This is a genomic window from Burkholderia sp. SIMBA_051 (genome assembly GCF_046534915.1).
In the GTDB taxonomy this organism is placed as follows: domain Bacteria; phylum Pseudomonadota; class Gammaproteobacteria; order Burkholderiales; family Burkholderiaceae; genus Burkholderia; species Burkholderia ambifaria.
Genome location: NZ_JAWRXS010000010.1, coordinates 269,921 through 293,778 on the forward strand (window position 1 = coordinate 269,921; position 23,858 = coordinate 293,778).

19 protein-coding genes and 1 pseudogene are annotated in these 23,858 nt (G+C 67.7%); 8 read left to right on the plus strand and 12 right to left on the minus strand.

All coding sequences use genetic code 11. The features are described 5' to 3' along the window. Window positions 1-6 precede the first annotated feature (6 nt). Window positions 7-1,833: a bifunctional isocitrate dehydrogenase kinase/phosphatase gene (aceK, locus tag SB771_RS24965; RefSeq protein WP_175662534.1), complete on the minus strand. Its 1,827-nt coding sequence runs from the start codon at window positions 1,831-1,833 to the stop codon at window positions 7-9. Window positions 1,834-2,185: 352 nt separating this feature from the next. On the opposite strand from aceK, the gene SB771_RS24970 reads away from it, so the two are divergent. After that, entirely contained in the window at window positions 2,186-3,262 is a 1,077-nt protein-coding gene (locus tag SB771_RS24970) for an MBL fold metallo-hydrolase (protein ID WP_175662533.1), read from the plus strand. Between the two features lie 131 nt (window positions 3,263-3,393). Then, on the plus strand, window positions 3,394-3,540 hold the full coding sequence (locus SB771_RS24975) for a hypothetical protein (protein ID WP_175662532.1): 147 nt from the start codon (window positions 3,394-3,396) through the stop codon (window positions 3,538-3,540). A gap of 7 nt (window positions 3,541-3,547) precedes the next feature. Here the strand turns inward: SB771_RS24975 and SB771_RS24980 are convergent, their stop codons facing one another. The 6 genes from SB771_RS24980 to argS all read right to left on the minus strand — a co-directional run bounded on the left by SB771_RS24980 (window position 3,548) and on the right by argS (window position 11,496). Then, window positions 3,548-5,188 carry an ABC-F family ATP-binding cassette domain-containing protein gene (locus tag SB771_RS24980; protein ID WP_175662531.1) on the minus strand — a complete coding sequence of 547 codons (1,641 nt, stop codon included), beginning with the start codon at window positions 5,186-5,188 and terminating at the stop codon, window positions 3,548-3,550. 190 nt (window positions 5,189-5,378) lie between these two features. Then, window positions 5,379-6,974, minus strand: a complete 1,596-nt coding sequence (locus tag SB771_RS24985; protein ID WP_175662530.1) for an ABC transporter substrate-binding protein — start codon at window positions 6,972-6,974, stop codon at window positions 5,379-5,381. 264 nt (window positions 6,975-7,238) lie between these two features. Beyond that, window positions 7,239-8,012, minus strand: coding sequence for an SDR family oxidoreductase (locus tag SB771_RS24990; protein WP_006750886.1), 774 nt, complete (start codon window positions 8,010-8,012; stop codon window positions 7,239-7,241). Window positions 8,013-8,031: 19 nt separating this feature from the next. Then, complete coding sequence (locus SB771_RS24995) at window positions 8,032-8,673, minus strand: thiol:disulfide interchange protein DsbA/DsbL (RefSeq protein ID WP_105832860.1); 642 nt, start codon at window positions 8,671-8,673, stop codon at window positions 8,032-8,034. Between the two features lie 69 nt (window positions 8,674-8,742). Beyond that, the gene (locus SB771_RS25000; protein ID WP_138847078.1) at window positions 8,743-9,630 is read right to left on the minus strand and encodes an SPOR domain-containing protein; all 888 of its coding nucleotides are present in this window, start codon (window positions 9,628-9,630) and stop codon (window positions 8,743-8,745) included. A gap of 84 nt (window positions 9,631-9,714) precedes the next feature. Continuing rightward, window positions 9,715-11,496 carry an arginine--tRNA ligase gene (argS, locus tag SB771_RS25005; RefSeq protein ID WP_175662529.1) on the minus strand — a complete coding sequence of 594 codons (1,782 nt, stop codon included), beginning with the start codon at window positions 11,494-11,496 and terminating at the stop codon, window positions 9,715-9,717. A 201-nt stretch (window positions 11,497-11,697) separates the two neighbouring features. On the opposite strand from argS, the gene SB771_RS25010 reads away from it, so the two are divergent. After that, window positions 11,698-12,021 (plus strand): DUF1840 domain-containing protein, encoded by a 324-nt coding sequence (locus tag SB771_RS25010; RefSeq protein ID WP_012364816.1) that lies wholly within the window; start codon window positions 11,698-11,700, stop codon window positions 12,019-12,021. A 112-nt stretch (window positions 12,022-12,133) separates the two neighbouring features. Here SB771_RS25010 and metH read toward each other — a convergent pair whose 3' ends face one another. From metH to SB771_RS25035, 5 genes are all read right to left on the minus strand, one after another. Next, on the minus strand, window positions 12,134-14,851 hold the full coding sequence (metH, locus tag SB771_RS25015) for a methionine synthase (RefSeq protein WP_175662528.1): 2,718 nt from the start codon (window positions 14,849-14,851) through the stop codon (window positions 12,134-12,136). Between the two features lie 46 nt (window positions 14,852-14,897). Continuing rightward, the gene (locus SB771_RS25020; protein WP_175662527.1) at window positions 14,898-15,965 is read right to left on the minus strand and encodes a homocysteine S-methyltransferase family protein; all 1,068 of its coding nucleotides are present in this window, start codon (window positions 15,963-15,965) and stop codon (window positions 14,898-14,900) included. Window positions 15,966-16,227: 262 nt separating this feature from the next. Further along, on the minus strand, window positions 16,228-16,485 hold the full coding sequence (locus tag SB771_RS25025) for a DUF3567 domain-containing protein (protein WP_006477667.1): 258 nt from the start codon (window positions 16,483-16,485) through the stop codon (window positions 16,228-16,230). Between the two features lie 245 nt (window positions 16,486-16,730). Continuing rightward, entirely contained in the window at window positions 16,731-18,023 is a 1,293-nt protein-coding gene (locus tag SB771_RS25030) for a DUF3108 domain-containing protein (protein ID WP_175662526.1), read from the minus strand. A 187-nt stretch (window positions 18,024-18,210) separates the two neighbouring features. Next, window positions 18,211-19,086, minus strand: a complete 876-nt coding sequence (locus SB771_RS25035; protein ID WP_175662525.1) for an IclR family transcriptional regulator — start codon at window positions 19,084-19,086, stop codon at window positions 18,211-18,213. Window positions 19,087-19,212: 126 nt separating this feature from the next. On the opposite strand from SB771_RS25035, the gene SB771_RS25040 reads away from it, so the two are divergent. From SB771_RS25040 to SB771_RS25060, 5 genes and pseudogenes are all read left to right on the plus strand, one after another. Continuing rightward, window positions 19,213-20,205: a fumarylacetoacetate hydrolase family protein gene (locus tag SB771_RS25040; protein ID WP_175662524.1), complete on the plus strand. Its 993-nt coding sequence runs from the start codon at window positions 19,213-19,215 to the stop codon at window positions 20,203-20,205. A gap of 118 nt (window positions 20,206-20,323) precedes the next feature. Next, complete coding sequence (locus SB771_RS25045) at window positions 20,324-21,151, plus strand: enoyl-CoA hydratase/isomerase family protein (protein WP_006755702.1); 828 nt, start codon at window positions 20,324-20,326, stop codon at window positions 21,149-21,151. An 80-nt stretch (window positions 21,152-21,231) separates the two neighbouring features. Next, on the plus strand, window positions 21,232-21,987 hold the full coding sequence (locus SB771_RS25050; RefSeq protein ID WP_175662523.1) for a PhaM family polyhydroxyalkanoate granule multifunctional regulatory protein: 756 nt from the start codon (window positions 21,232-21,234) through the stop codon (window positions 21,985-21,987). Window positions 21,988-22,011: 24 nt separating this feature from the next. Then, complete coding sequence (locus tag SB771_RS25055; protein ID WP_175662522.1) at window positions 22,012-23,238, plus strand: patatin-like phospholipase family protein; 1,227 nt, start codon at window positions 22,012-22,014, stop codon at window positions 23,236-23,238. Between the two features lie 495 nt (window positions 23,239-23,733). Beyond that, a pseudogene (locus SB771_RS25060) lies at window positions 23,734-23,858 on the plus strand (ferritin-like domain-containing protein); the annotation flags it as partial.

A 23,858-nucleotide genomic window follows, 5' to 3' on the forward strand; every position in this document is an offset into this window, starting at 1 on the left:
CCTGCGTCATGCAGCGCGCTGCGCATTGCCCGCGCTGTCGCCGTCGCCGGCGTCCGACGTCGCGTCGAAGCGATCGGGGTAGCGCACGCTGAAACGCAGCGACACGTCGTACGGGAAAAAATCGGGCAACTCGCCCTGCAGCAGCTTGTCCTTGCTGGCCTGCCACAGCGAGGCTTCGAAAAAGTCCGCGTGATGCTTCATGAAGACGGCCCGCACGCGCGGGTCGCCGAGCAGGAACGGTCCGTAGGTTTCCGGAAAGATGTCGTGCGGGCCCACGGTATACCACGGTTCGCCGGACAGTTCGTCTTCCTCGTTGCGCGGCGGCGGCACGCGCCGCACGTTGCAGTCGGTCAGGTATTCGATCTCGTCGTAGTCGTAGAACACGACGCGGCCGTGGCGCGTGACGCCGAAATTCTTGTAGAGCATGTCGCCGGGGAAGATGTTGGCCTTCATCAACTCCTTCACCGCGTTGCCGTACTCCTTCACGCCGTGCTCGATCTCGGCGTCGGTGCCGTTCTGCAGGTACAGGTTGAGCGGGATCATCCGGCGCTCGATGTACAGGTGCTTGATCACGAGGTTGCCGTCCTCGTATTCGAGCAGCGACGGCACCTCCTTCTCCAGCTCGCGCACGAGCGCATGGTCGAGCCGCGAGATCGGCAGCGCGACGCTCGAATACTCGAGCGTGTCGGCCATCCGTCCGAGACGGTCGTGGCGCTTCACGAGCTGGTACTTCTCCATGATCTGCTCGCGCGTCGTTTCCTTCGGCGGCGGGAAGTGATCCTTGATGATCTTGAACACGTACGGAAACGACGGCAGCGTGAACACGAGCATCACGAGGCCCTTGATCCCGGGCGCGATGATGAAGCGGTCGCTCGAATGCGACAGATGGTGCAGCAGGTCGCGGTAGAACAGGTTCTTGCCCTGCTTCTGCAGGCCGACCGACGTGTAGATCTCGGCCTTCGGCTTGCCGGGCATGATCGTGCAGAGAAAATCCACGTACGCGGACGGCACGCCCATGTCGACGAGGAAATACGAGTGCGAGAAGCTGAAGATGATCTGCAGCAGGTCGCGGCGCAGCAGCACGGTGTCGAGCGCGAGCAGGCCCGGGCGCACGTGGCGGATCGGCACCGCGAACGGCAGCACGCGATCGGCGTTGATGATGCGGCCGACGATGTACGCGCTCTTGTTGCGGAAGAACAGCGACGACAGCACGTGGATCTGGAAATTCGGCGCGGCGTCGAACTCGCCGAATTCGTCGGTGATCGCCTGCCGCACGCAGCCGATGTCGCGCGTGAGATCCTCGAACGGCGGCTCGAGCTGGAAGTTCGTGACGATGCGCTCGAGCGTGGCCGCGAGCCCGTCGGTGCCCGGGTAGTACGCGCGATAGGTCGGCTTCGCGGCCGGCTCGTCGTTCTCGAGGTATTCGGTCGAGATCGCGGGCCGCACGAAGATGAAATCGTTGTTGAAATACGAGCGGTGCAGGATCTTGCAGCACACCGAATTGAAGAACGTTTCCGCGCACTCGGGCTGGCGGTGCGACGTGAGCAGGCCGATGTAGTGCAGCTTGATCTGCTGCCACACCTCGTCGTCGATGTTCTCCGCGTCGTATTCGTCCTGCAGCACCTCGACGCATTCCTGCACGCGATCGTCGTACGACGTGATCCGCTCGCGCGCCAGCCGCTGCAGCCCGTGCCAGTCGGCGCGCTCGTATAGCGTCTTCGCGTCGACCGCGGCTTCCCGGAAGATCCGGTAGTGACGGTCGAAGTTTTCGAGCATCGTCTGCGCGACGTCGAAACCGATCTGCGACGACAGCAGCTTGGGGAAGTGATTCATTGCGTGCAGGCTCGTTCGAGAGGGACTGTAAGCACCCGCCATTTTAGCGCCCAAGTCGGCATTTCAACGGGTTTCGGGGTCCGGCGCCAAGTGCCGTCAATGCGCGGGTTGTGCGCGGTTGCATGCCGTTCGGTGCATCTTCGCGTAAAGATACGGGTACGGAACGGATTCTGACACGAACTTTTTTGCGCGGCCGGCGCCCGCCGGGCACGCGTTTCACGCGACGGCGATAGAATCGACGCGATGCCCGCCGCGGCCTGCCGCCCGCGCGCTCATGCAATCGCATTGCCCCCGCATACGTACCCCGCATTTGCAGCTGCATCTGCAACGACAACGACGAGACACCCGACCGATGAACGCACTGGAACACCAACTCGACTATCCCTTCGCCGACACGCTGCCCGCCGCGGGCGACACGTTCGAGGTCGCTCCCGGCGTGCGCTGGCTGCGCATGCCGCTGCCGTTTTCGCTCGATCACATCAATCTCTGGCTGCTGCGCGACGAGATCGATGGGCAGGCCGGCTGGACGGTCGTCGACTGCGGGATCTCGTCGGATGCGATCCGGGCGCACTGGGAACAGATCTTCGATCGGCATCTCGACGGGCTGCCGGTGCTGCGCGTGCTCGTCACGCACTGCCATCCCGATCACTTCGGCCTCGCGAACTGGCTGTGCGAAGGCGGTGATAAAGGCCGCTGGAACGTGCGGCTGTGGATGACGCTCGGCGAATACATGTTCGGCTGCCTGATGGCGGCCGGCAACGGCTCGAACGCCGGCGGCGCGGCCGCGGCCGATCACTTCGCGCGCCACGGGCTGACCGATCCGGCCGCGCTCGACAAGCTGCGCAGCCGCCGCAGCTACTACTCGGATCTCGTGCCGGCCGTGCCGCCGCGCTACCGCCGCCTGCGCGAAGGCGACGCGGTGAAGATCGGCGCGCGCACGTGGCGCGTCGTCACCGGCTACGGCCATTCGCCTGAACATTGCGCGCTGCACAGTGAAGCGGACGGCGTGCTGATCTCCGGCGACATGGTGCTGCCGCGCATCTCGACCAACGTGTCCGTGTTCGATCTCGAACCGGAAGCGAACCCGCTCGCGCTGTATCTGGAATCGCTCGGCCGCTACGAAACGATGGCGCCCGACACGCTCGTGCTGCCGTCGCACGGCAAGCCGTTCCGCGGCGTGCGCACGCGCATCGCGCAACTGCGCGCGCATCACGACGCGCGGCTCGACGAAGTGCGCACGGCTTGCGCGGAGCAGCCGATGAGCGCCGCCGACATCGTGCCGATCATGTTCCGCCGCCGCGAGCTCGACATCCACCAGATGACGTTCGCGCTCGGCGAGGCGCTCGCCCACCTGAATCTGCTGTGGCTCGCGGGCGAGCTCGTGCGCGAGCACGGCGACGACGGCGTGATTCGCTACGCGCGGGCCTGACCGCTCCGGCTGTTCGATGCGCGACGCTACGTCGCCGTCGTTGGCGCTTCAAGCGCCGTACGCCCCGCAAACCGGATCATGCGTCGGCCTGCGAAGCTCGACGCATGATCCAACCGACGAGGGAGGGGCGCATGGAAATGAATATCGATCCGCGTGCGGTCGGCAAAGCGAAATCCGCCGCCCTGACCGACCCTGGCGTGCGCGAATCGAAGCGCCTTTTCAGGCGGCGGCTCGCCGATTCCAATCCGCACGTCACGCGCAAAGGCGAGCGATCGTGAGCACCAATCACGCGACGGGTTCGTAACGCCACCCGTCGCGCTGCCATTGCATCGTGTGCGTCGGTTCGAGCGCCGCAAGAAACGCGGCGTCGTGCGACGCGACCACGATCGCGCCGGGGAAACCGGCCAGCGCGGCTTCGATCGAGCGCACCGATTCGAGATCGAGGTGATTGGTCGGCTCGTCGAGCAGCAGCAGTTGCGCGGGCGTGCCGCGCCACAACGCGCACGCGAGCGCGGCCTTCAGCCGTTCGCCGCCGCTCAGGCGGTGCACCGGCTGCGTCGCGCGTGCGGCATCGAGCTGCAGCAACGCGAGCCGGCTGCGCAGGTCGCCTTCGGCGAGCGGCGTATCGAGCAGTCCCAACTGCTCGACGATCGAGCGCTCGGGGTCGAGCAGCGCAAGCCGCTGGTCGAGATACGCGGCGCTCACATGCGTCGTGCATGCCCCGGAGCGCGGCGCGAGTTCGCCGGCGAGCATGCGCAGCAGCGTCGATTTTCCGCAGCCGTTCGGGCCCGTCAGCGCGATGCGCACCGGGCCGCTGGCCGACCACGTGATCGCGTCCGCGCGCCCGGCGGCATCCCACGGCAATTGCGCATGCTCGAGCGTGAACAGCTGGCGGCGCGCGCTGACCTCGGTGCCCGGCAACGACACGAGCACCGGCGCGTCGGCTTCGACGCGTGCGGCCGCTTCCTGCACGCGCTCGTCGAGCGTCGCCTTGAAGTCGTTCTGATGACGCCGGACCTGCCCCATGATGTTGCGCGCCGCGCCCTTGCGGCGCTGACGTGCCATCGACGACAGGTTGGCCGTCTTCGCGTCGCGCAGCGCGCCGGCCGCGTGGCGCTGGATCGTGTCGTGTTCCTGTTCGAGCCGGCGTCTCACGCGCCCGCGCTCCGCGTGCGCATGCTCGAGCGCGGCCTGCGCGGCATCCTGTTCCGCGTCGCGCTGGGCGCGGTACAGCGCGTAGTTGCCGCCATACGCGCGCACGCCGTGCGGCGTCAGTTCGACGATGCGCTGCACGTGCGCGAGCAACGCGCGGTCATGGCTGACGATGACGACGCCGCCGCGCCAGCCGTCGAGCGCCGCGCGCAGCCACGCGCGGCCCGCTGCATCGAGATGGTTGGTCGGTTCGTCGAGCACCAGCAGCCCGGCCTCCGACAGCAATGCGCCGATCAGCGCGACGCGCGCCAGCTGGCCGCCGCTCAGCGCGTGCGCCGGCGTGTCGGCGCGCACGTCGTGCAGGCCGGCCGCGTCGAGCGCCGCGCGCAGCCGCTCGGCGAGGTCCCAGCGATCGCCGATCAGGTCGAAATCGAGCGCGTGCGCGCGGCCGTCCGCGAGGCGCGCCAGGGCCGCGAGCGGCGCATCGAGCGCGGCGATCTCCGCGACGGTGCGCGTGCCGGCCGGCGCGTCGTCGTGCTGCTGCGCGACGTAGACGACGGGCGTGTGCCGGTCGATCGTGCCCGAGCTGGGCGTGCGCCGGCCCGCGATCAGTTGCGCGAGCAGGCTCTTGCCGACGCCGTTGCGGCCGACGATGCCCGTCGGCGTGCGGTCGATGGAAAGGTCGAGCGAATCGAACAGCGTGACGCCGTCGTCGAAGCGGAAGGAAACGTGATGAAGCGCGACGAGCGCGCCGATGGGCGTGGCAGCAGCCATAAGCACCTCCGAAAATGCGTGAAACCCTTCGCGCGGCGTGCGTGGCACGGCGGCGAAAACATTTTTGGGAAGGCTTAGTTGTTCACTTTGGCTGGCGTCCGGTATGAGGAATGAGCGCGCAGTGTAGCAAGCGCGCCGCGCGGGCCGCAAGCGACGGGCCGGGATGCCGTCGCTTGCGCGCCACGCGCGGTTACTGCACGGAGACGGTCGTGAAGTTCTGGCGGCCGAACGGACTGACGTGATAGCCGCTCACGTTCGGGCGCGTGAGCGCGGCCGCGGTCGGGTAGCCGAGCGGAATCCACAGCGCCTGATCGTGGATCACCTTCTGCGCCGATTCGTACAGCTTCGCGCGCTTGGCCTGGTCGGCGGTCGCCTTGCCGTCGGCGATCAGCTTGTCGAGCTGCGCGTCGCAGAAGCGCGCGAAGTTGATGCCCGACTTCACCGCGTTGCAGCTGAACAGCGGCGACAGGTAATTGTCCGGATCGCCGTTGTCGCCGGCCCAGCCCATGAACAGCATGTCATGCTGGCCGAGCTTCGCCTGCTTGATCAGCTCGCCCCATTCGATCACCTTCACCTCGGCCTTCACGCCGATCTTCGCGAGGTCGGCCTGCAGCAGTTCCGCGCCGGCCTTCGGGTTCGGGTTCAGCACGCTGCCCGTCGGGCGGGTCCAGATCGTCGTCGAGAAGCCGTTCAGGAAACCGGCCGACGCGAGCAGCTGCTTCGCCTTCGCGGGATCGTACGCATACGGCGCGATGTCCTTCGCGTAGCTCCACGTGTTCGGCGGATACGGGTTGTTCGCAGCCGTCGCCGTGTTGTCGAACACGACCTTCAGGTAGGTCGCGCGGTCGAACGCGAGGTTCAGCGCCTCGCGCACCTTCTCGTTGTCGAGCGGCTTCTTCTGCGTGTTCAGCGCGACGAACGCGGTCATGAACGCGGGCGTCTGCACGACCTTCAGCGCGCTTTCGCCCTTCGCGGCGAGCACGTCCTGCGGCTTCGGCGACAGCGCGATCTGGCATTCGCCGGCCTTCACCTTCTGCATGCGCACGGACGCGTCCGGCGTGATCGCGTAGATCAGCCGGTCGACCTTCGGCTTCACGCCCCAGTAGGTCGGATTCACGTCGTAGCGGATCAGCGCGTCCTTCGTGTAGCTCTTCAGCACGAACGGGCCGGTGCCGACCGGCTTCGCGTTCAGGTCGGCCTGCTTGCCGGCCTTCAGCAGCTGGTCCGCGTATTCGGCCGAGTAGATCGACGCGAAGCCCATCGTCAGGATCGACACGAACGTCGCGTTCGGCTCGTTCAGCACGAACTTCACCGTGTTGTCGTCGACCTTCGTGACCGACTTCACGAGCTTCACGAGGCCCATCGACTGCGCGTGCGGAAAGCCGCTCGCGCCGGCCACCTTGTGCCACGGGTTCGCATCGTCGAGCATCCGCGAGAACGTGAACACGACGTCGTCCGCGTTCAGCGGGCGGCCCGGCTTGAAGTAGTCGGTGGTCTGGAACGCGACGTTCGGCCGCAGGTGGAACGTGTACGTGAGACCGTCGGCGCTGGCTTCCCATTTGTCGGCGAGCGCCGGCACGACCTTCTTCGCGGCTTCGTCGTACGACACGAGCGTGTTGAAGATCACGTCGGCCGATGCATTGGTGGTGACGAGCGAGTTGTACTGCACGACGTCGAAGCCGTCCGGGCTCGATTCCGTACAGACGGTGAGCGGCTTGGCGACGGCGAGGCCGGGAGCGGCGAGGGCGGCGGCGAGCGCAGCCGCGGTGAACAGCTTGGCGTGCATAGGTTCTCCCACGTGACTTGTGATTTTTGCCGGATGTCGGAATGCATGCGGAATGCAGGCGCGGCCCGATGGTGGACGGGGCGGCGCGGCTGGCGAATAGCATACCGGCAAAGCGCGCGGCGCGTGAAAAAAGGCGTCGGAACGCGGCGAATTGAGCGAACAACGGCTGCGTTCGCGACGGAATGCGCGTTGGGGCGGCGGTGAGGGAGGGGGAAAGGCGCAGCGCCGGTCCGGCACGCACGGCGTGCCGGATGCGCGACGCACTCAGTGCGCGCCGGCCTTCGGCTTGCGCGGCGCCTTCTCGAACAGGCGGTCGTAGAGCCAGCGCGGCAACACGTGCAGCACCTTCGCGACGACGCCCATCTGCCACGGAATCACGCGGAACGCGTGCTGCCGCGCGATCGCCTGCGCGGCGCGGGCCGCGAAGCGATCGGCATCCATCAGGAACGGCATCCGGTACGGGTTGTGCGCGGTCATCGGCGTGCGGATATAGCCGGGCGCGATCGTCACGACGCCGACGCCGGCCGGGCGCAGCTCGACGCGCAGCGCCTCGAGATACTTGATCGCGGCCGACTTCGACGCGCTGTACGCGCCGGAGCCCGGCAGGCCGCGCACGCCGGCGACGCTCGCGACACCGACCAGCGTGCCGTGGCGCGCGGCCGTCATCGGGCCGACGAACGGCTCGAACGTCGCGACCATCCCGTAGTAGTTGATGTCCATCACGTCGCGGAACGTGGCGAGGTCGCCCTGGCCCGTGACTGCGCCCTGGCTGATGCCCGCGTTCGCGATCACGACGTCGGGGCAGCCGTGCGCGGCGATGAACGACGCGGCGGCCGTCGCGAGCGCATCGGCGTCGCGCACGTCGGCGCTATAGACGGAGACGGACAGCTTGGGGAAGCGTCGCGCGAACGCATCGAGGGCATCGGTGCGGCGCGCGACGAGAGCGAGCGTGGCGCCCTGGCGGGCGTATTCCTCGGCCATCGCGAGGCCGAGGCCGCTCGACGCGCCGGTGATGAAGACCTTCAGCGGAGTAGTCATGCCGGCGCGCGGGCGGGGATCAGAGCTTCTTGTCCTGAACCTGCTTCACGAGGTAGTCGAGCGTTTGAGCGGTGCCCGGGATGCTGTTCGTGTAAGCCGGGCCCGTCTTGTACTTGCCCTGGACGACGACCGTCGGCACGCCGTCGATCGCGTAGCTCTTCAGCAGCTCGGCCGACTGCTTCACCTGGCCCTGCACGCTGAACGAGTTGTACGCGTCCATGAACTGCTTCTTGTCGACGCCCTGCGTCGCCAGGAAGTCGGCCTGCGCCTGCGGCGTCAGCAGGTAGTTCTTCTGCTTGTGGATCGCGTTGAAGATCGCCGGCGTGACCTTCTCCGAGATGCCGAGCGCGGACACCGCGTAGAACAGCTTCGAGTGCGGGATGAAATCGTCGCGGAACGCGACCGGCACGCGCTTGAAGTCGATGTTGTTGCCCTGCTTCTTCACCCAGGCCTCGATCGTCGGCTCGAATTCGTAGCAGTGCGGGCAGCCGTACCAGAAGAATTCGATGACCTCGACCTTGCCGGCCGGTGCGGACACCGGCTGCGGCGACTTCATCACCTCGAAGTCCTTGCCGGACACAGGCGCGGCGGGCGACGCCTGGGCGAAGCCCGCGGCGGCCAGGCCGAGGGACAGGAGGAGCGTGCTAAGTAGTTTTTTCATGTTGTAAGCGTCGAATCAGTTGCTTGGATGACGAAACGTAACGGGTTCTGCGTGGGCGCGGCTGGTTGCTTACTGCTTCGTGAAGCGGATCACCGCCGTGTCGACACCTGCATCGGACAGCCGCTGACGGGCCGAGTTCATATCCTCGAACTTCGAGAACGGGCCGACGCGCACGCGGAAATAGGTCACGCCGCTGACATCGCGCTTCGACACCTTCGACTCGAAGCCCTGGAAGCCGAGGCGCGCGCGCTGCTGCTCGGCGTCGCCTTCCGTCTTGTACGCGCCGACCTGCAGGAAGTAGCCGGTGTTCGCGTCGTTCGCGGTCGGCGGCTTCGCTGCAGCGGCGGACGTGGCGGATGTTGCGGACGGCGCCGGCTTCGGCGTGTTCGCGGCCAGTTGCTGTTGCTGCTGTTTCTGCGCGGCCGCCTGCTGCGCCTGCTTCTGCGCGGCGAAGCGCGCGAGATCGTCCTCGCCGCCTTGCTGCTGTTGCTGGGCTTGCTGCGTCTTCTTCGGCGGCGGCGTGTTGTCGGCCGGCTTTGGCGCGACGGCGACGCCGTTGCCCGACGGCGCATTGTTCGATGCGGTGGTGTTCGAGCCGTTCGCGTTACCCGACGGCGGCACCTCGACGATCTGCGGTTCGGGCAGCAGGCCGCCCTGGGTCTGGTTCGCGGCCTGGCCGGGCGCGGTGTTGGGCGGCGCGGGCTGCGCGGCCTGCGGCACCGGCTGGCCGGGCGTCTTGCCCTGCAGCGCGCGGTTCGGGTCGAACTGCTGCGGCTGGCTCGCGCCGGTGTCGGTCGGCGGCGGTGCGACCTTCGACACGAACGGCGACGGCGAACGCGTGATGTAGAGCGCCACCACCACCGCGATCGCGAGGCCGACGATCAGGCCCAGCACGATTCCAAGAAATGTCCCTCCGGCTTGTTTCGATTGCTTCGAAGTTCGGCGTGGTTGTGCCATTGCTTGAGTCACCTGCAAAAAGAATCGTGAAAAGGCCGGGGCAGGCGCTCCTGCCGCGGCCATTCGCTGCCCCGTTCGGGCCGCTTACATCTTGGCGGGCGCGGACACGCCGAGCACCGCCAGACCATTCTCGAGCACCTGCCGGGTCGCGGCGAGGAGCGCGGCGCGCGCGTTGCGCGGTGCTTCGTCGTCCACCAGCACGCGCTCCGCATTGTAGAACGAGTGGAATTCACCAGCGAGATCGCGCAGGTAGAACGCGACCGCATGCGGCGCCAGTTCCTTCGCCGCATGCGTGAGCATGTCCGGATACTCGGCGAGCTTCTGCATCAGCGACACGGCCTGCGGGCTCGTGAGCTGCGCCAGGTCGGCGCCCGGCAGCTGCGCCACGTCGACGTTGTAGCGCGACTTCAGTTCGTTGAGCACCGAGCAGATGCGCGCATGCGCGTACTGGACGTAGTAGACCGGATTCTCGTCGTTCTGTTTCAGCGCGAGGTCGATGTCGAACACGAATTCGGTGTCGGCCTTGCGGGAGATCAGGAAGAAACGGACCGCGTCGCGGCCGCGCGTGATGGTCGCCTCGTCGATCAGGTCGGGCGCCGCTTCCTGGCCCGGTGCCGCGCCGCCCGACCATTCGATCAGGTCGCGCACCGTCACGTAGCTGCCCGCGCGCTTCGACAGCTTCACTTCCTGGCCATCGCGCATCACGGTGACCATCTTGTGCAGCACGTAGTCGGGATAGCCCTTCGGGATGCCGACGTGCAGACCCTGCAGGCCCGCGCGCACGCGCGCGATCGTGCCGTGGTGGTCCGAGCCCTGGATGTTGATCACCTGCGTGAAGCCGCGCTCCCATTTCGTCACGTGGTACGCGACGTCCGGCACGAAGTACGTGTACGTGCCGTCCGACTTGCGCATCACGCGATCCTTGTCGTCGCCTTCGTCGGTCGTGCGCAGCCACAGCGCGCCGTCCTGCTCGTAGGTCATGCCGGCCTTGACCAGCGCGTCGACCGTCTTCTCGACCCGGCCTTCGCTGTACAGCGACGACTCGAGGTAGTACTGGTCGAACTTCACGCCGAACGCCTGCAGATCCATGTCCTGCTCGTGCCGCAGATACGCGACCGCGAACTTGCGGATCGCGTCGAGATCGTCGATGTCGCCCGCGCCCGTGACCGGCTCGCCATCCTTCGCGGCGACCGTCTCGCGGTTCAGGTAGTCGCGGGCGATGTCGGCGATGTATTCGCCGTTGTACGCGGCTTCCGGCCAGCCCGCGTCGCCCGGCTTCAGGCCGCGCGCGCGCGCCTGCGTCGAGATCGCCAGGTTGCCGATCTGCACGCCGGCATCGTTGTAGTAGAACTCGCGGTGCACCGCGTAGCCCTGGCTCGCGATCACGTTCGCGAGCACGTCGCCGAGGGCCGCCTGGCGGCCGTGGCCGACGTGCAGCGGGCCGGTCGGGTTGGCCGACACGAATTCGAGCAGCACCTGCTTGCCCTTTTCGCGGTCCGACGTGCCGAACGCGCGGCCCTGCTCGAACACGGCGGCGATCACCGCCTGTTTCGCGGCGGCCGTCAGGCGCAGGTTGATGAAGCCGGGGCCGGCGATTTCGGCGGCATCGACGAGCCCTTGCGCGGCCGGCTGGGCCGTGAGGGCGGCGACGATCTTCTCGGCGAGCTGGCGCGGGTTCGTGCCGAGCGGCTTGGCGAGCTGCATCGCGACGTTGCACGCGACGTCGCCGTGCGCGGCGACCTTCGGGCGCTCCAGCGTGATGGCCGGGGCGACGAACGCTGCGTCGGCGCCTTTCAGCGCGTGTGCGACCTGCGTGACGCTATCCGCGAGCAGGGCTTCGAGGGTCTGTTTGTGTGCTGGCAGCATGCTGGTAGAAGGCTTCGTTGGTGGCTGCCGGAAACACCGGCCGGCCGGCGCGCTTTTTAAGCGCGCGTTTCAGGGATCGCAGAATTTTAACAGGTGCTAATATGCCGCTCAGGCGCCCCGGCTTCGTGAGGCCGCACGCCGGTCTGCCGGCGTCCCCCCAACCGCGCCGGGCAGGCACAACAAGATGAAAAGGGAATTGTCATGATTACGTTCAAGAGCAAGGCGGCACAGGATCTCGACGTGCTGAAGGATTTCGCCGTGTATGTGCTGGGTCTCGTCGGCAAGCAGCTGGGCGAGCGCGGTGTGATTACGCACGACGAACTGGACCACGCAATCGCCAAGCTGGAAGGCGCGGTCGCGCAGGCGAAGCAGGAGCGCGCCGAGCACGCGGGCCACTTCCACGAGGACGACGACGACCACGCGCACCACGAAGTGCCGCCGAGCCTCGCGCAGCGCGTCGCACCCTTCCTTACGATGCTGCGCGAAGCGAAGGCCGGCCAGGCCGACGTGCACTGGGGCTTCTGAGCTTCCTTGCCCGCCCGATCGAAAGATCGTCGGCAACGCAAAAAAGCCCGCTTTCGAGCGGGCTTTTCATTTCCTCTGACGAAATGGCGGGCCGCCCGCCCGCCGGCATCGGTCAGAGCTGCGGCGCGAGCGCGCGCCGGGCGTCGGCGAGCGACAGCGACATCCGCCGCGCGTAGTCGTCCAGCTGATCCTGCCCGATTTTGCCGACCGAGAAGTAGCGGCTGTCCGGGTGCGCGAGATAGAAGCCCGACACGCTCGCGGCCGGCAGCATCGCCAGCGATTCGGTCACGCTCATCCCGATTTCCTCCGCATGCAGCGCGGCGAACATGTCGCGCTTCACGAGGTGGTCGGGGCAGGCCGGGTAGCCGGGCGCCGGGCGGATGCCCGCGTACTTTTCGGCGATCAGCGCATCGTTGTCGAGCGTTTCGCCGCTCGCATAGCCCCACAGCTCGCGGCGCACGCGCGCGTGCATCGCCTCGGCGAACGCTTCCGCGAAGCGGTCGGCGAGCGCCTTCAGCATGATCGCGCTGTAGTCGTCGTGGTCGGTTTCGAACTGCTTTTCCTTCACGTCGACGCCGAGGCCGGCCGTGACCGCGAACATCCCGATGTAGTCGGCGACGCCTGATTCCTTCGGCGCGATGAAGTCCGCGAGCGAGCGGTTCGGGCGCATCACGCCGTCGACCACCGGACGCACGCTCTGCTGGCGCAGGTTGCGCCACGTGAGCAGCACTTCGGAGCGCGAATCGTCGGTGTAGATCTCGATGTCGTCGTCGTTGACCGTGTTCGCCGGCAGCAGCGAGATCACGCCGTTCGCGGTGAGCCAGCGGCCCTGGATCAGGCGCGCGAGCATCGACTTCGCGTCGGAGAACACGCGCCGCGCCGATTCGCCGACGATCTCGTCGTTCAGGATCGCCGGGTACGGACCCGCGAGATCCCAGGTCTGGAAGAACGGGCCCCAGTCGATGTAGTTCGCGAGCTCGTTCAGGTCGTAGTTCTTGAACACGCGGCGGCCGATGAACTTCGGCTTCACGGGCCGGTAGCCCGCCCAGTCGAGCTTCGCCTTGTTCGCGCGCGCCTCGGCGAGCGTGACCATCGGCTGGGCCTTGCGGTTCGCGTGCTGTTCGCGGATCCGTTCGTAATCGGACTTCAGTTCGTCGAGATACTTCGTCGCGCCTTCGTCCGACAGCAGGCTCGATGCGACCGACACCGAGCGCGATGCGTCGGGCACGTAGACGACCGGGCCTTCGTAATGCGGCGCGATCTTCACGGCCGTGTGCACGCGCGAGGTCGTCGCGCCGCCGATCAGGAGCGGAATCTTCTTCACGCGGAAGTAATCGTCGCGCTGCATTTCGGACGCGACGTACGCCATTTCCTCGAGGCTCGGCGTGATGAGGCCCGACAGCCCGATGATGTCCGCGCCCTCGACCTTCGCCTTCGCGAGGATCTCGTTGCACGGGACCATCACGCCCATGTTGACGACTTCGAAGTTGTTGCACTGGAGCACGACCGACACGATGTTCTTGCCGATGTCGTGCACGTCGCCCTTCACGGTCGCGATGACGATCTTGCCCTTCGCGCGCACGTCGCCGCCCGCTTCCGCGAGCAGCCGTTTTTCTTCCTCGATGAACGGGATCAGGTGCGCGACGGCCTGCTTCATCACGCGCGCCGACTTCACGACCTGCGGCAGGAACATCTTGCCCTGGCCGAACAGGTCGCCGACGATGTTCATCCCGTCCATCAGCGGGCCTTCGATCACGTTGATCGGGCGGCCGCCGGCCGCGGCGATCTTCGCGCGCACCTCTTCCGTATCCTCGACGATGAAGTTCGTGATGCCGTGCACGAGCGCATGCGAAAGCCGCTTCTCGACCGGCTGATTGCGCCACTCGAGGTTCTCTTCCTTCTTCGCGCCGCCCGCCTTGAACTTGTCGGCGATTTCGAGGAGCCGGTCGGTGGAATCCTCGCGGCGGTTCAGGATCACGTCCTCGACCCGCTCGCGCAGTTCCGCGTCGAGATCGGCGTACACGCCGAGCTGGCCCGCGTTCACGATGCCCATGTCCATCCCGGCCTGGATCGCGTGGTACAGGAACACGGTGTGGATCGCCTCGCGCACCGGGTCGTTGCCGCGGAACGAGAACGACACGTTCGACACGCCGCCGCTCACCTTCGCGTACGGCAGGTTCTGCTTGATCCAGCGGGTCGCCTCGATGAAGTCGACCGCGTAGTTGTTGTGCTCCTCGATGCCGGTCGCGACCGCGAAGATGTTCGGGTCGAAGATGATGTCTTCCGGCGGGAAGCCGACTTCATTCACGAGGAAGTCGTACGAGCGCTTGCAGATCTCGGTCTTGCGCGCGTAGGTATCGGCCTGGCCCGTCTCGTCGAACGCCATCACGACCGCGGCCGCGCCGTAGCGGCGGATCAGGTTCGCGTGATGGCGGAACGCTTCCTCGCCTTCCTTCAGCGAGATCGAGTTCACGATCGCCTTGCCCTGCACGCACTTGAGGCCGGCCTCGATCACTTCCCACTTCGACGAGTCGATCATGATCGGCACGCGCGCGATGTCCGGCTCGGAGGCGATCAGGTTCAGGAAGCGCACCATCGCCGCCTTCGAATCGAGCATCGCCTCGTCCATGTTGATGTCGATCACCTGCGCGCCGTTCTCGACCTGCTGGCGCGCGACGGCGAGCGCCTCGTCGAACTGGCCGTTCAGGATCATCCGCGCGAACGCCTTCGAGCCGGTGACGTTGGTGCGTTCGCCGACGTTGATGAAGAGCGTCCCGGACGTGACGTTGAACGGCTCGAGGCCGGCAAGGCGCATCATGTGATCGGTCATGGCGGTGCGAATTCGTGTGAGGTAGGGCGGGCGTTGGGGCGGTCGGTCAGGCGGCGTCGCTGTAGTGGCTCGGCCAGCGGCGCGGTTTCACATCGGCGAGCGCCTTCGCGATCTCGGCGATGTGCTCGGGCGTCGTGCCGCAGCAGCCGCCCGCGAGGTTCACGAGCCCGGCTTGCGCGAATTCCTTCAGCAGGCCCGACGTGACGTCCGGCGTCTCGTCGAAACCGGTGTCGCTCATCGGGTTCGGCAGGCCCGCGTTCGGGTAGCACGACACGTAGGTGTCGCACAGCTTCGCGAGCTCGGCGATGTACGGGCGCATCAGCGCCGCGCCGAGCGCGCAGTTCAGGCCGAACGTGAGCGGCTTCGCGTGGCGCAGCGAATTCCAGAACGCCTCGACCGTCTGGCCCGACAGGATGCGGCCCGACGCGTCGGTCACGGTGCCCGAGATCATGATCGGCAGGCGCTCGCCGGTGCCCTCGAACAATTCGTCGAGCGCGAACAGCGCGGCCTTCGCGTTCAGCGTGTCGAAGATCGTCTCGACGAGGAACAGGTCGACGCCGCCGTCGAGCAGCGCCTTCGCCTGCTGGTAATACGCGCTGCGCAGTTCGTCGAACGTGACGTTGCGCGCGCCCGGGTCGTTGACGTCCGGCGAGATGCTCGCCGTCTTCGGCGTCGGCCCGATCGCGCCCGCGACGAAGCGCGGTTTGTCGGGCGTCGCGTAGCGCACGGCCGATTCGCGCGCGAGCCGCGCCGATTCGATGTTCATCTCGACGACGAGGTCTTCCATCCCGTAGTCGGCCTGCGCGACCGTCGTCGCGCCGAACGTGTTGGTTTCGACGATGTCCGCGCCGGCCGCGAAGTACTGGTCGTGGATCTCGCGGATGATCTGCGGCTGCGTGAGCGACAGCAGCTCGTTGTTGCCCTTGATGTCGCGCGGGAAGTCCTTGAAGCGCTCGCCGCGATAGGCGGCCTCGTCGAGTTTGTAGCGCTGGATCATCGTGCCCATCGCGCCGTCGAGGATCAGGATGCGCGATTTCAGCAGCGCGGGCAGTTCGGCGCCGCGCGTGTAGCGCGCGTCGAGCGGGACGGAAGCAGCGAGAGGGGTCGCAGACATGGCGGAAGACCGGCGAAGACGGGAAAACCGTCATTGTAGCCGGTGCGCCGGGGCGCCGCCCGGGCTCGCGCGGCGCGGGCAGCGGGGCCGGCGCGACGCGCACGGGCGAGTGTTGTTCGAGCAACGAAGCACGCCTGGCGGCGCACGGGGCCCATCAAACGAAAACCCCCGCCGGCGAACCGGACGGGGGCGTGGATCAGAGTGCTCGCGACGCCGCGCAGTGCGCGGCGATGGGCCCGGCGATGCGCCGGACCGGATGTCGTCAGTGCAGGACGACGGGCATCATCATCAGGCTGTCGAACTGTCCGAGGAATTCGTCCACTTCGTCGAGCGACGGCTCGTCCTCGATCAGCTGCTTCACGTGTGCGCGGAAACGCTCGGCAAGTTCGCCGTCGATGAAAATCTCGCGCTGCGCGTTCTTGTCGACGATTTCGTATCCGCCGGCATTCATCAGATGGTGACCGGCCTGCGGCGCAAATTCGACGACGCAGTAATTGGGGCTGTTGTAGATCATTTGCATGGCGGCACTCCTCTTCGCAGTGGCATCTGGCCTTGTTGCTCCGTAGGTGGGGCAGGCCGTGCCGGTTTCAAGGGGCTTGCGCTGCACACCCCGTTCTCCCGTTTGCGTGGGGTGTATTGGTTAGAAGCCGATGTCTATCAAACGTTTCTTATTGTGATCCGGTGCACTGAAATAGTTGTTAAAGAGTGTCATCGGCCATTTCGGCCAACAACTTTAATCGGTCGAAATTGCCGATCTGTCGGTCATCACGGCGCGGGCGGCGTCGACGCAGGCGGTGAACCCGTGGGCGCCGATGGTTGCACGTCAGCCGGCGGCGCGGGTTGTAGCGGTTGTGCCGGTTGTGCCGGCTCCGCGGCGGGTGCCACGGTGGCCGGCATGCTGGCGGGCGCGCTGTCGGGCGCATTTGTTGCGCGTGGCGTCACCCCGTCGGCCGGTGCGTCCGGCGGCGCGAGCCGGCCATGCCAAAGCAATTCGATCTGCGCACCGTTCGGTTCCGATTGTACGAGCCTTGCGGGCAACCAGTCGAGCGACGGCGCGAGCCACATGTCGATGCGGCGCGTGTCGCCGGCGCGGCGCGGCAACCGCATGAAGTGCCGCGCGCGGACGATGCCGGTTTGCGTCTGCACGTCCTCGTCGCCGATCACCGTGATCGGCCAGGTCTCGCCGCTGTTGTTGTCGATCACGAAGAACTGCTGCGTGACGCCCGGCTTGTACGCGGACGGATTGCCGCGCACGAGCCCCGACAACTGCATCAGCATGCTGAAGCGATCCTGCACGCCGTCGGGCAGCGGTGCGTTGTTCGGCGTGCGCGTGAAGACGACCTGGCGAATCTCGCGGTTGAAGATCGCGATGTCCTCGGGGCGCTTGCCGCGTTTCTCGACATATCGGTCGGGGGCCACACCGAACGCGTCGATGCGGCCTTCGCTGCGGTACGTGAACGGACCGACGAACGGCACGGGCATCGACACCGACAGGTCGTAGGTGTGTCCGTCGGTGCGCCAGTGGATCGTGCCGATCATGTTCTGCATCCCGTTGTAGAACGTATCGTATTGCAGATCGCCGGATGACGGCGCCACGAACTTCACGCCGCTCGTCGCGGGGCCCGGCGTCGCGGCGCTGCTGGCGCCGCTGGCCGATGCCGCGTGCGCGCCCGATGCGCCTGCCGTGCCGCTCGCGGCGGAGGCGGAGGCCGGCGGCGGCTCGCCGTGCTCGGCCGTCTGCGTCGACGTCAGTACGGGCTCGGGTGATGGCGCGGGCTTGGGTGCGGCGGGAGCCGGCTTCGCCGGCGCTGGCTGGGCCTGATGTTCGGCTTGAGGTTCGGCCGGCTTCGGCGCGGGCTGGCGCTCGATCGGCCGCGGCTTCAGCAATTCGATCTGCACCGGGATCTCGGCGGGCGCGGGCGGCGTGAACGATTCGCGGTTGCGCGTCAGCCACAACGCGGCGAGCGCATGCAGCACCAGCACGACGACGATCGCGATGCCCGCGCGCAGCCAGTGGCGGGGCAGGACGTGACGAGAACGGGTGTCGGCAGGCGGCATCGGCGAAAACGGAACAGGGTTGAGGCGGTCGTGGCGGATCGTGCATGACGTACATCGCTGCGGCACGTCGCAACGGCACGTCACAACGGCACGTCACGACCGCACGTCACACCCATCGGACTGCCGGCCGCGCCGCGCGTTCGCGCTGCATCGCGCGCATTCGCCCGGGTGTCGCGCGCGTCGCGTGTCAGGCGTCGCGCGCGTCCGGACTATAGCCGAGTTCGTAAGACAGTTTCTGCGCGCATGCGCGCAGCGCGGTGTCGATCTCGCCGCCCCATGCGATGTCGAACGTGCCTTCCTGACCGAGCGCGACGATCGCGAGCGCCAGTTCGCCGACCGCATCGAACACCGGCATGCAGAACGCGTGGATCGTCGGCAGCAGCATCCCTTCGACGCGTGCGGCCTGATGCGCGCGCACGTCGGCGAGCACCGCGTCGACTTCCTCGAGCGTGCGCGGGCCGCCGTGATGCGGCGAGCGGCGCGTGTCGGCGAGCTCGCGTTCGAGCATCGCCGCGGTCTTGCTGCGCGGCAGGTACGCGGCGAACAGCAGGCCCGTCGCGGAGCCGAGCAGCGGCATCACGTCGCCGAGCTTCAGCGACGCCTTCGCGGGGTGGCTCGATTCCATCCAGTGCACGATCGTCGGGCCCTGATTGCCCCACACCGCGATGCCGACCGTCTGATCGACGCGGTCGCGCAACTCGGTCAGCGCGATCCGCGCGAGCTTCACGCCGTCCACGCGCGCGAGCCGCGCGAGGCCCATCTGCAGCGCGAAGCCGCCGAGTTCGTAGCGGCCCGACACGGGATCCTGCGACACGACGCCGAGCCGCGAGAAGCTCACCAGGTAGCGGTGCGCCTTCGCAGGACTCATGCCCGCGCGCTGCGCGAGGTCGCGCAGCATCATCGCGCGCGGCTCGCTCGTCAGCACTTCGAGCAGGCGGAAGCCGACCTCGATCGACTGGATGCCGGAGCGGACCTTCTCGCCGCCTTCGCCATGCTCGCCGGAGCCGGTGTCGTCGGTGTCGGAATCAGCGAGTTCGTCGTCGGGAAGCGGGTTGGCGGGCATGGGCAACGGGGGCGCGGAAAGGCGGCAAGGGTCGGGACGAAAGCGGCACGCACGATCGTGGCGCGCCGCGTGGATTCACCATCGTAAAATAGATTCCCTCCATCGTCACTACAACGGCAGACACCCATGAAACTTGCATCGCTGAAGGACGGCACGCGCGACGGCCAGCTGATCGTCGTGTCGCGCGACCTGCACACCGCGGCGATCGCCGATGCGATCGCACCGACGCTGCAGCGCGTCCTCGACGACTGGGCGTTCTACGCGCCGCAACTGCGCGACCTGTCCGACGCGCTGAACCACGGCCGCGCACGCAACGCGTTCGCGTTCGATCCGGCGAACTGCATGGCGCCGCTGCCGCGCGCGTTCCAGTGGGCCGACGGCTCCGCGTACGTGAATCACGTCGAGCTCGTGCGCCGCGCGCGCGGCGCCGAGATGCCGCCGGAGTTCTGGACCGATCCGCTGATGTACCAGGGCGGCAGCGACGACTTCCTCGGCGCGCGCGACGACATCGTGTGCGCGTCCGAGGAGTGGGGCATCGACTTCGAGGCCGAACTCGCGGTGATCACCGGCGACGTGCCGATGAGCGCATCGCCCGACGACGCGCTGAAGGCCGTGCGGCTCGTCACGCTCGTGAACGACGTGTCGTTGCGCAACCTGATTCCGGCCGAACTCGCGAAAGGCTTCGGCTTCTTCCAGAGCAAGCCGGCCACCGCGTTCGCACCGGTGGCGGTGACGCTCGACGAGCTCGGCGACGAATGGCGCGAAGGCCGCGTGCACCGGCCGATGATCGTCCACTGGAACGGCAAGAAGGTCGGCCAGCCCGACGCGGGCACCGACATGGTGTTCCACTTCGGCCAGCTGGTCGCGCATGCGGCGAAGACGCGCAACCTGCGTGCCGGCTCGATCGTCGGCTCGGGCACCGTGTCGAACAAGGACGCGAAGCGCGGCTACTGCTGCATCGCCGAGAAGCGCTGCCTCGAGACGATCGAGCACGGCGCGCCGCAGACCGAATTCATGCGCTATGGCGACACCGTGCGCATCGAGATGTTCGACGCGGCCGGCAAGTCGATCTTCGGCGCGATCGAGCAGTCGGTCGCACCGCCCGACGGCGCGGCCTGACGCACGCGCGAAGCCCGGCTCCCGGCCCGCGCGCCGGGTTTCGCCCGATGTTTGCCCGCGCGGGCTTGGCTACACTCGATTCAGGCGTTTCAAACGCCTCAAGCACCGGGAGCTGCGCATGGCCGATCTTGCCGCATACGGCGGTTACGAAGCATTGAAGGTGACGCGCCGCGAGCATGGCGTGCTCGATATCGTGATGAGCGGCGAGGGCGCTAACCGCAGCGGCCTCGCGACCGCGAACGAACGCATGCATCGCGAACTCGCCGACATCTGGCGCGACGTCGACCGCGATCCCGATACGCGCGTCGCGGTGATCCGCGGCGAGGGCAAGGGCTTTTCGGCGGGCGGCGATCTCGCGCTCGTCGAGGCGATGGCGAACGACTTCGACGTGCGCGCCCGCGTGTGGCGCGAGGCGCGCGACCTCGTCTACAACGTGATCAACTGCAGCAAGCCGATCGTCTCCGCGATGCACGGCCCGGCCGTCGGCGCGGGGCTCGTCGCCGGGCTGCTCGCCGACATCTCGATCGCAGCGAAGGATGCGCGCATCATCGACGGTCATACGCGGCTCGGCGTCGCGGCCGGCGATCATGCGGCGATCGTGTGGCCGCTGTTGTGCGGGATGGCGAAGGCGAAGTACTACCTGCTGCTGTGCGAGCCGGTGAGCGGCGAGGAGGCCGAGCGGATCGGCCTCGTGTCGCTCGCGGTCGAGCCGGCCGACCTGCTGCCGAAGGCGTACGAAGTCGCGGAGCGGCTCGCGCACGGGTCGCAGTCGGCGATCCGCTGGACCAAGTACGCACTGAACAACTGGCTGCGCAGCGCCGGGCCGACGTTCGATACGTCGCTCGCGCTCGAATTCATGGGCTTCTCCGGGCCCGACGTGCAGGAAGGCATCCGCTCGCTGCGCGAGCGGCGCCCGCCCGACTTCCCCGGCGACGCACCGTTCTGACGCGCGCTATCATCGAACCAGGGCGGCCGCGCGACCCGTGCCGGCCGCTTCGCTCACCCCAGTCAACCAGGATGCCCGTAATGACGAACGAAGCCTCCGGCTCCAATCCTTTCGCCGGCTTTGCCGGTTTCAAGCCTGCCGACATGCTCGACCGGATGTGGGACATGATGCGGATGTCGCCGTTCGGCGGGATGGCGTCGTTTCCGGGCGCCGCGTCGGGGTTGCCGCCGTCGCTGTCGAGCATGTCCGACATGATGGCGCCGCTCACGAGCGTCGAGGAGCTCGACAAGCGGATCACCGATCTGCGCGCGGTCGAGCAATGGCTCAAGCTCAATCTCGGGATGCTGCAGTCCGCGATCCAGGCGCTCGAGGTGCAGCGCGCGACGCTCGCGACGCTGCGTGCGTTCGGCGCATTCGCGCAGAGCTCGATGTCGGCGGCCGAGGAAGCCGCGGTCGCCGCCGCGCAAGCGGCGTCCGCGCCGCGCGCCGATGCGCAGCAAGCGCCGGGCGCTGGCGCTACCGACGCGCCGCCCGCAGGCGACGCGCAACAGGCGTTCGACCCGGCCGGCTGGTGGAATCTGCTGCAGGCGCAGTTCAACCAGCTCGCGAGCCTTGCGATGACGCAGCCGGGCGTGCAGGCCGATCAGCCGGACGATGCGTCGCCCGCGCAGGCCGCGCAGCCTGCGCCGACGACGCCGGCAGAACCGCCCGCACCGGCCGCTGCCGCCGCGCCGCGCAAGCCGGCCGCGAAGCGCGCGAAGCCGTCCGGTTCGGCCGCGGCGCGCGCGGCGGCCGCTTCGTCGCCCGAAACGCGTCCGCCGAAGCGCTCGACCTGACGCGAACCGGATGGCAGGTCGATCATGCGGCTCGCGCTCGTTCTGATGGGGGGCGGCGCTCGCGCCGCCTACCAGGTCGGCGTGCTGAAGGCGCTGGCCGAGATCGCGCGCGAGGCCGATCCGCAGCGGCATACGGTGCCGTTTTCGGTCGTATGCGGCTCGTCGGCCGGCGCGATCAATGCAACGTCGATCGCGAGCCACGCGGACGATTTTTCGCACGGCGTGCGGCGCCTGCTCGAATTCTGGGAGCCGCTGCGCGCGGACTATGTGTATCGCACCGACTGGCTCGGCATCGCGGCGGCGGGTGCACGCTGGCTCGCGGCGATGAGCTTCGGCTGGGCGGCACGCCGTTCGCCGCGCGGGCTGCTCGACAACGCGCCGCTCGCGCACCTGCTGCAGCGCGAGCTGAGTTTCCACCGGATCGAGCAGATGCTCGAGAGCCGGCTGCTGCATGCGCTGTCGATCACGGCGCTCAGCTATTCGAGCGGGCGGCACCTGACGTTCTACCAGGCCGCCGAGCCGATCCAGGCATGGCGGCGCGCGCAGCGCACCGCGCGGCTCGTCGACCTGTCGGCGTCGCACCTGCTCGCGTCGTCGGCCATTCCGTTCGTGTTCCCGGCCGTGCCGCTCGTGCTCGACGGACAGGTCGAGTACTTCGGCGACGGGTCGATCCGGCAGGTCGCGCCGCTGTCGCCGGCGATCCACTTCGGCGCGAACCGGATCGTCGTGATCGGCGCGGCCGATCCGCGGCCCGAGATTCCCGCCGCGAACGGTTCGGGACGGGTGCGCGGCTATCCGACGCTCGCGCAGATCGGCCAGCAGGTGCTTGCGAGCGTGTTTCTCGACTCGATCGGCGCGGACATCGAGCGCATCGAGCACATCAACCGGATGATCGAGCACCTGCCGCAGCAGGTCGAAGTGGACAGCGGCTGGCGGCACGTGGACGTGCTCGCGATCGCGCCGTCCGAGCGCATCGAGCTGATCGCCGCGAAACACCTGAAGCAGATGCCGGCCACGATGCGCGGGCTGCTCGGCGCGATCGGCGGCAGCCAGCCGGCCGGCGCGTCGTTCGCGAGCTACCTGCTGTTCGAGGAGGCGTTCACGCGCGAGCTGATCGAGCTCGGCTACCGCGACGGGCGCGCGCAGCGCGACACGCTGGCGGAGTGGATCGCGGGGGCCGATGGCTGCAGCGCACCGCCCACCGGCACGCCGCCGGCAGGCGGTATCGCGACGGGCGAAATACGGGTCTGATGTGAGTCAGGTCCCCGGAAATGGCGCTGAGGCAGATGCGCCTTACAGATCGGTTGTGTTTTCGCGACGCCCGCCCGCGACCGATCGCCGCACCGCCGTGGGCGGCGCACGACCGGCCCGGCGTCTCGGAACCGTCATGGGTGCGTGCTATCATGGCCGCCGCCGTATACACCATATCGAGCAGCCTGCCGTCCGGCAGCCGTACGGAGAACCCGTCCGGGAGCCGTGTGACGCCGGGGCCGGCTCGTCAACGAGCCGGCTTGCGCCGGCCCCCACATGAGGCACGCGCGGCCGGCTCCGTTCGAGCGGAGCGGGGCTGCGGCGTGCGTCGAGGCGGCGGCGCGGCCGCCTGGCAGCCGGATGCGGAATCTGCGTCCGGCGGCTGGATTCCCGCGTAAAATTAGAGTCTTGGCTGCGAAAAGCGCGCTCGCGCGCGTACGCGGCAACAGTCACGTTTAGAGAAGTCGCATTGCGCAGAACAGGGGTGGGACCATCATGAACACCATGCTTTATCCGGAACTTTACAGGTCGCTCGAAGCTGTCCGCTGGGACATGGAGAAGGACATTCCGTGGGACAAGTTCGACGCTTCGCTGCTCACCGACGAGCAGGCGAAGACGAT

Bases quoted from the DNA above. Each gene is read 5' to 3' on its own strand.
- SB771_RS24985 (WP_175662530.1), bottom strand. From the start codon at position 6,974: ATGCACGCCAAGCTGTTCACCGCGGCTGCGCTCGCCGCCGCCCTCGCC.
- SB771_RS24970 (WP_175662533.1), top strand. From the start codon at position 2,186: ATGAACGCACTGGAACACCAACTCGACTATCCCTTCGCCGACACGCTG.
- argS (WP_175662529.1), bottom strand. From the start codon at position 11,496: ATGCTGCCAGCACACAAACAGACCCTCGAAGCCCTGCTCGCGGATAGC.
- SB771_RS25035 (WP_175662525.1), bottom strand. From the start codon at position 19,086: ATGCCCGCCAACCCGCTTCCCGACGACGAACTCGCTGATTCCGACACC.
- SB771_RS25000 (WP_138847078.1), bottom strand. From the start codon at position 9,630: ATGGCACAACCACGCCGAACTTCGAAGCAATCGAAACAAGCCGGAGGG.
- SB771_RS24995 (WP_105832860.1), bottom strand. From the start codon at position 8,673: ATGAAAAAACTACTTAGCACGCTCCTCCTGTCCCTCGGCCTGGCCGCC.
- SB771_RS25045 (WP_006755702.1), top strand. From the start codon at position 20,324: ATGGCCGATCTTGCCGCATACGGCGGTTACGAAGCATTGAAGGTGACG.
- SB771_RS24975 (WP_175662532.1), top strand. From the start codon at position 3,394: ATGGAAATGAATATCGATCCGCGTGCGGTCGGCAAAGCGAAATCCGCC.
- SB771_RS25055 (WP_175662522.1), top strand. From the start codon at position 22,012: ATGCGGCTCGCGCTCGTTCTGATGGGGGGCGGCGCTCGCGCCGCCTAC.
- SB771_RS25010 (WP_012364816.1), top strand. From the start codon at position 11,698: ATGATTACGTTCAAGAGCAAGGCGGCACAGGATCTCGACGTGCTGAAG.
- SB771_RS25025 (WP_006477667.1), bottom strand. From the start codon at position 16,485: ATGCAAATGATCTACAACAGCCCCAATTACTGCGTCGTCGAATTTGCG.
- SB771_RS25050 (WP_175662523.1), top strand. From the start codon at position 21,232: ATGACGAACGAAGCCTCCGGCTCCAATCCTTTCGCCGGCTTTGCCGGT.
- SB771_RS25020 (WP_175662527.1), bottom strand. From the start codon at position 15,965: ATGTCTGCGACCCCTCTCGCTGCTTCCGTCCCGCTCGACGCGCGCTAC.
- SB771_RS24990 (WP_006750886.1), bottom strand. From the start codon at position 8,012: ATGACTACTCCGCTGAAGGTCTTCATCACCGGCGCGTCGAGCGGCCTC.
- SB771_RS25040 (WP_175662524.1), top strand. From the start codon at position 19,213: ATGAAACTTGCATCGCTGAAGGACGGCACGCGCGACGGCCAGCTGATC.
- SB771_RS25030 (WP_175662526.1), bottom strand. From the start codon at position 18,023: ATGCCGCCTGCCGACACCCGTTCTCGTCACGTCCTGCCCCGCCACTGG.
- metH (WP_175662528.1), bottom strand. From the start codon at position 14,851: ATGACCGATCACATGATGCGCCTTGCCGGCCTCGAGCCGTTCAACGTC.
- SB771_RS24980 (WP_175662531.1), bottom strand. From the start codon at position 5,188: ATGGCTGCTGCCACGCCCATCGGCGCGCTCGTCGCGCTTCATCACGTT.
- aceK (WP_175662534.1), bottom strand. From the start codon at position 1,833: ATGAATCACTTCCCCAAGCTGCTGTCGTCGCAGATCGGTTTCGACGTC.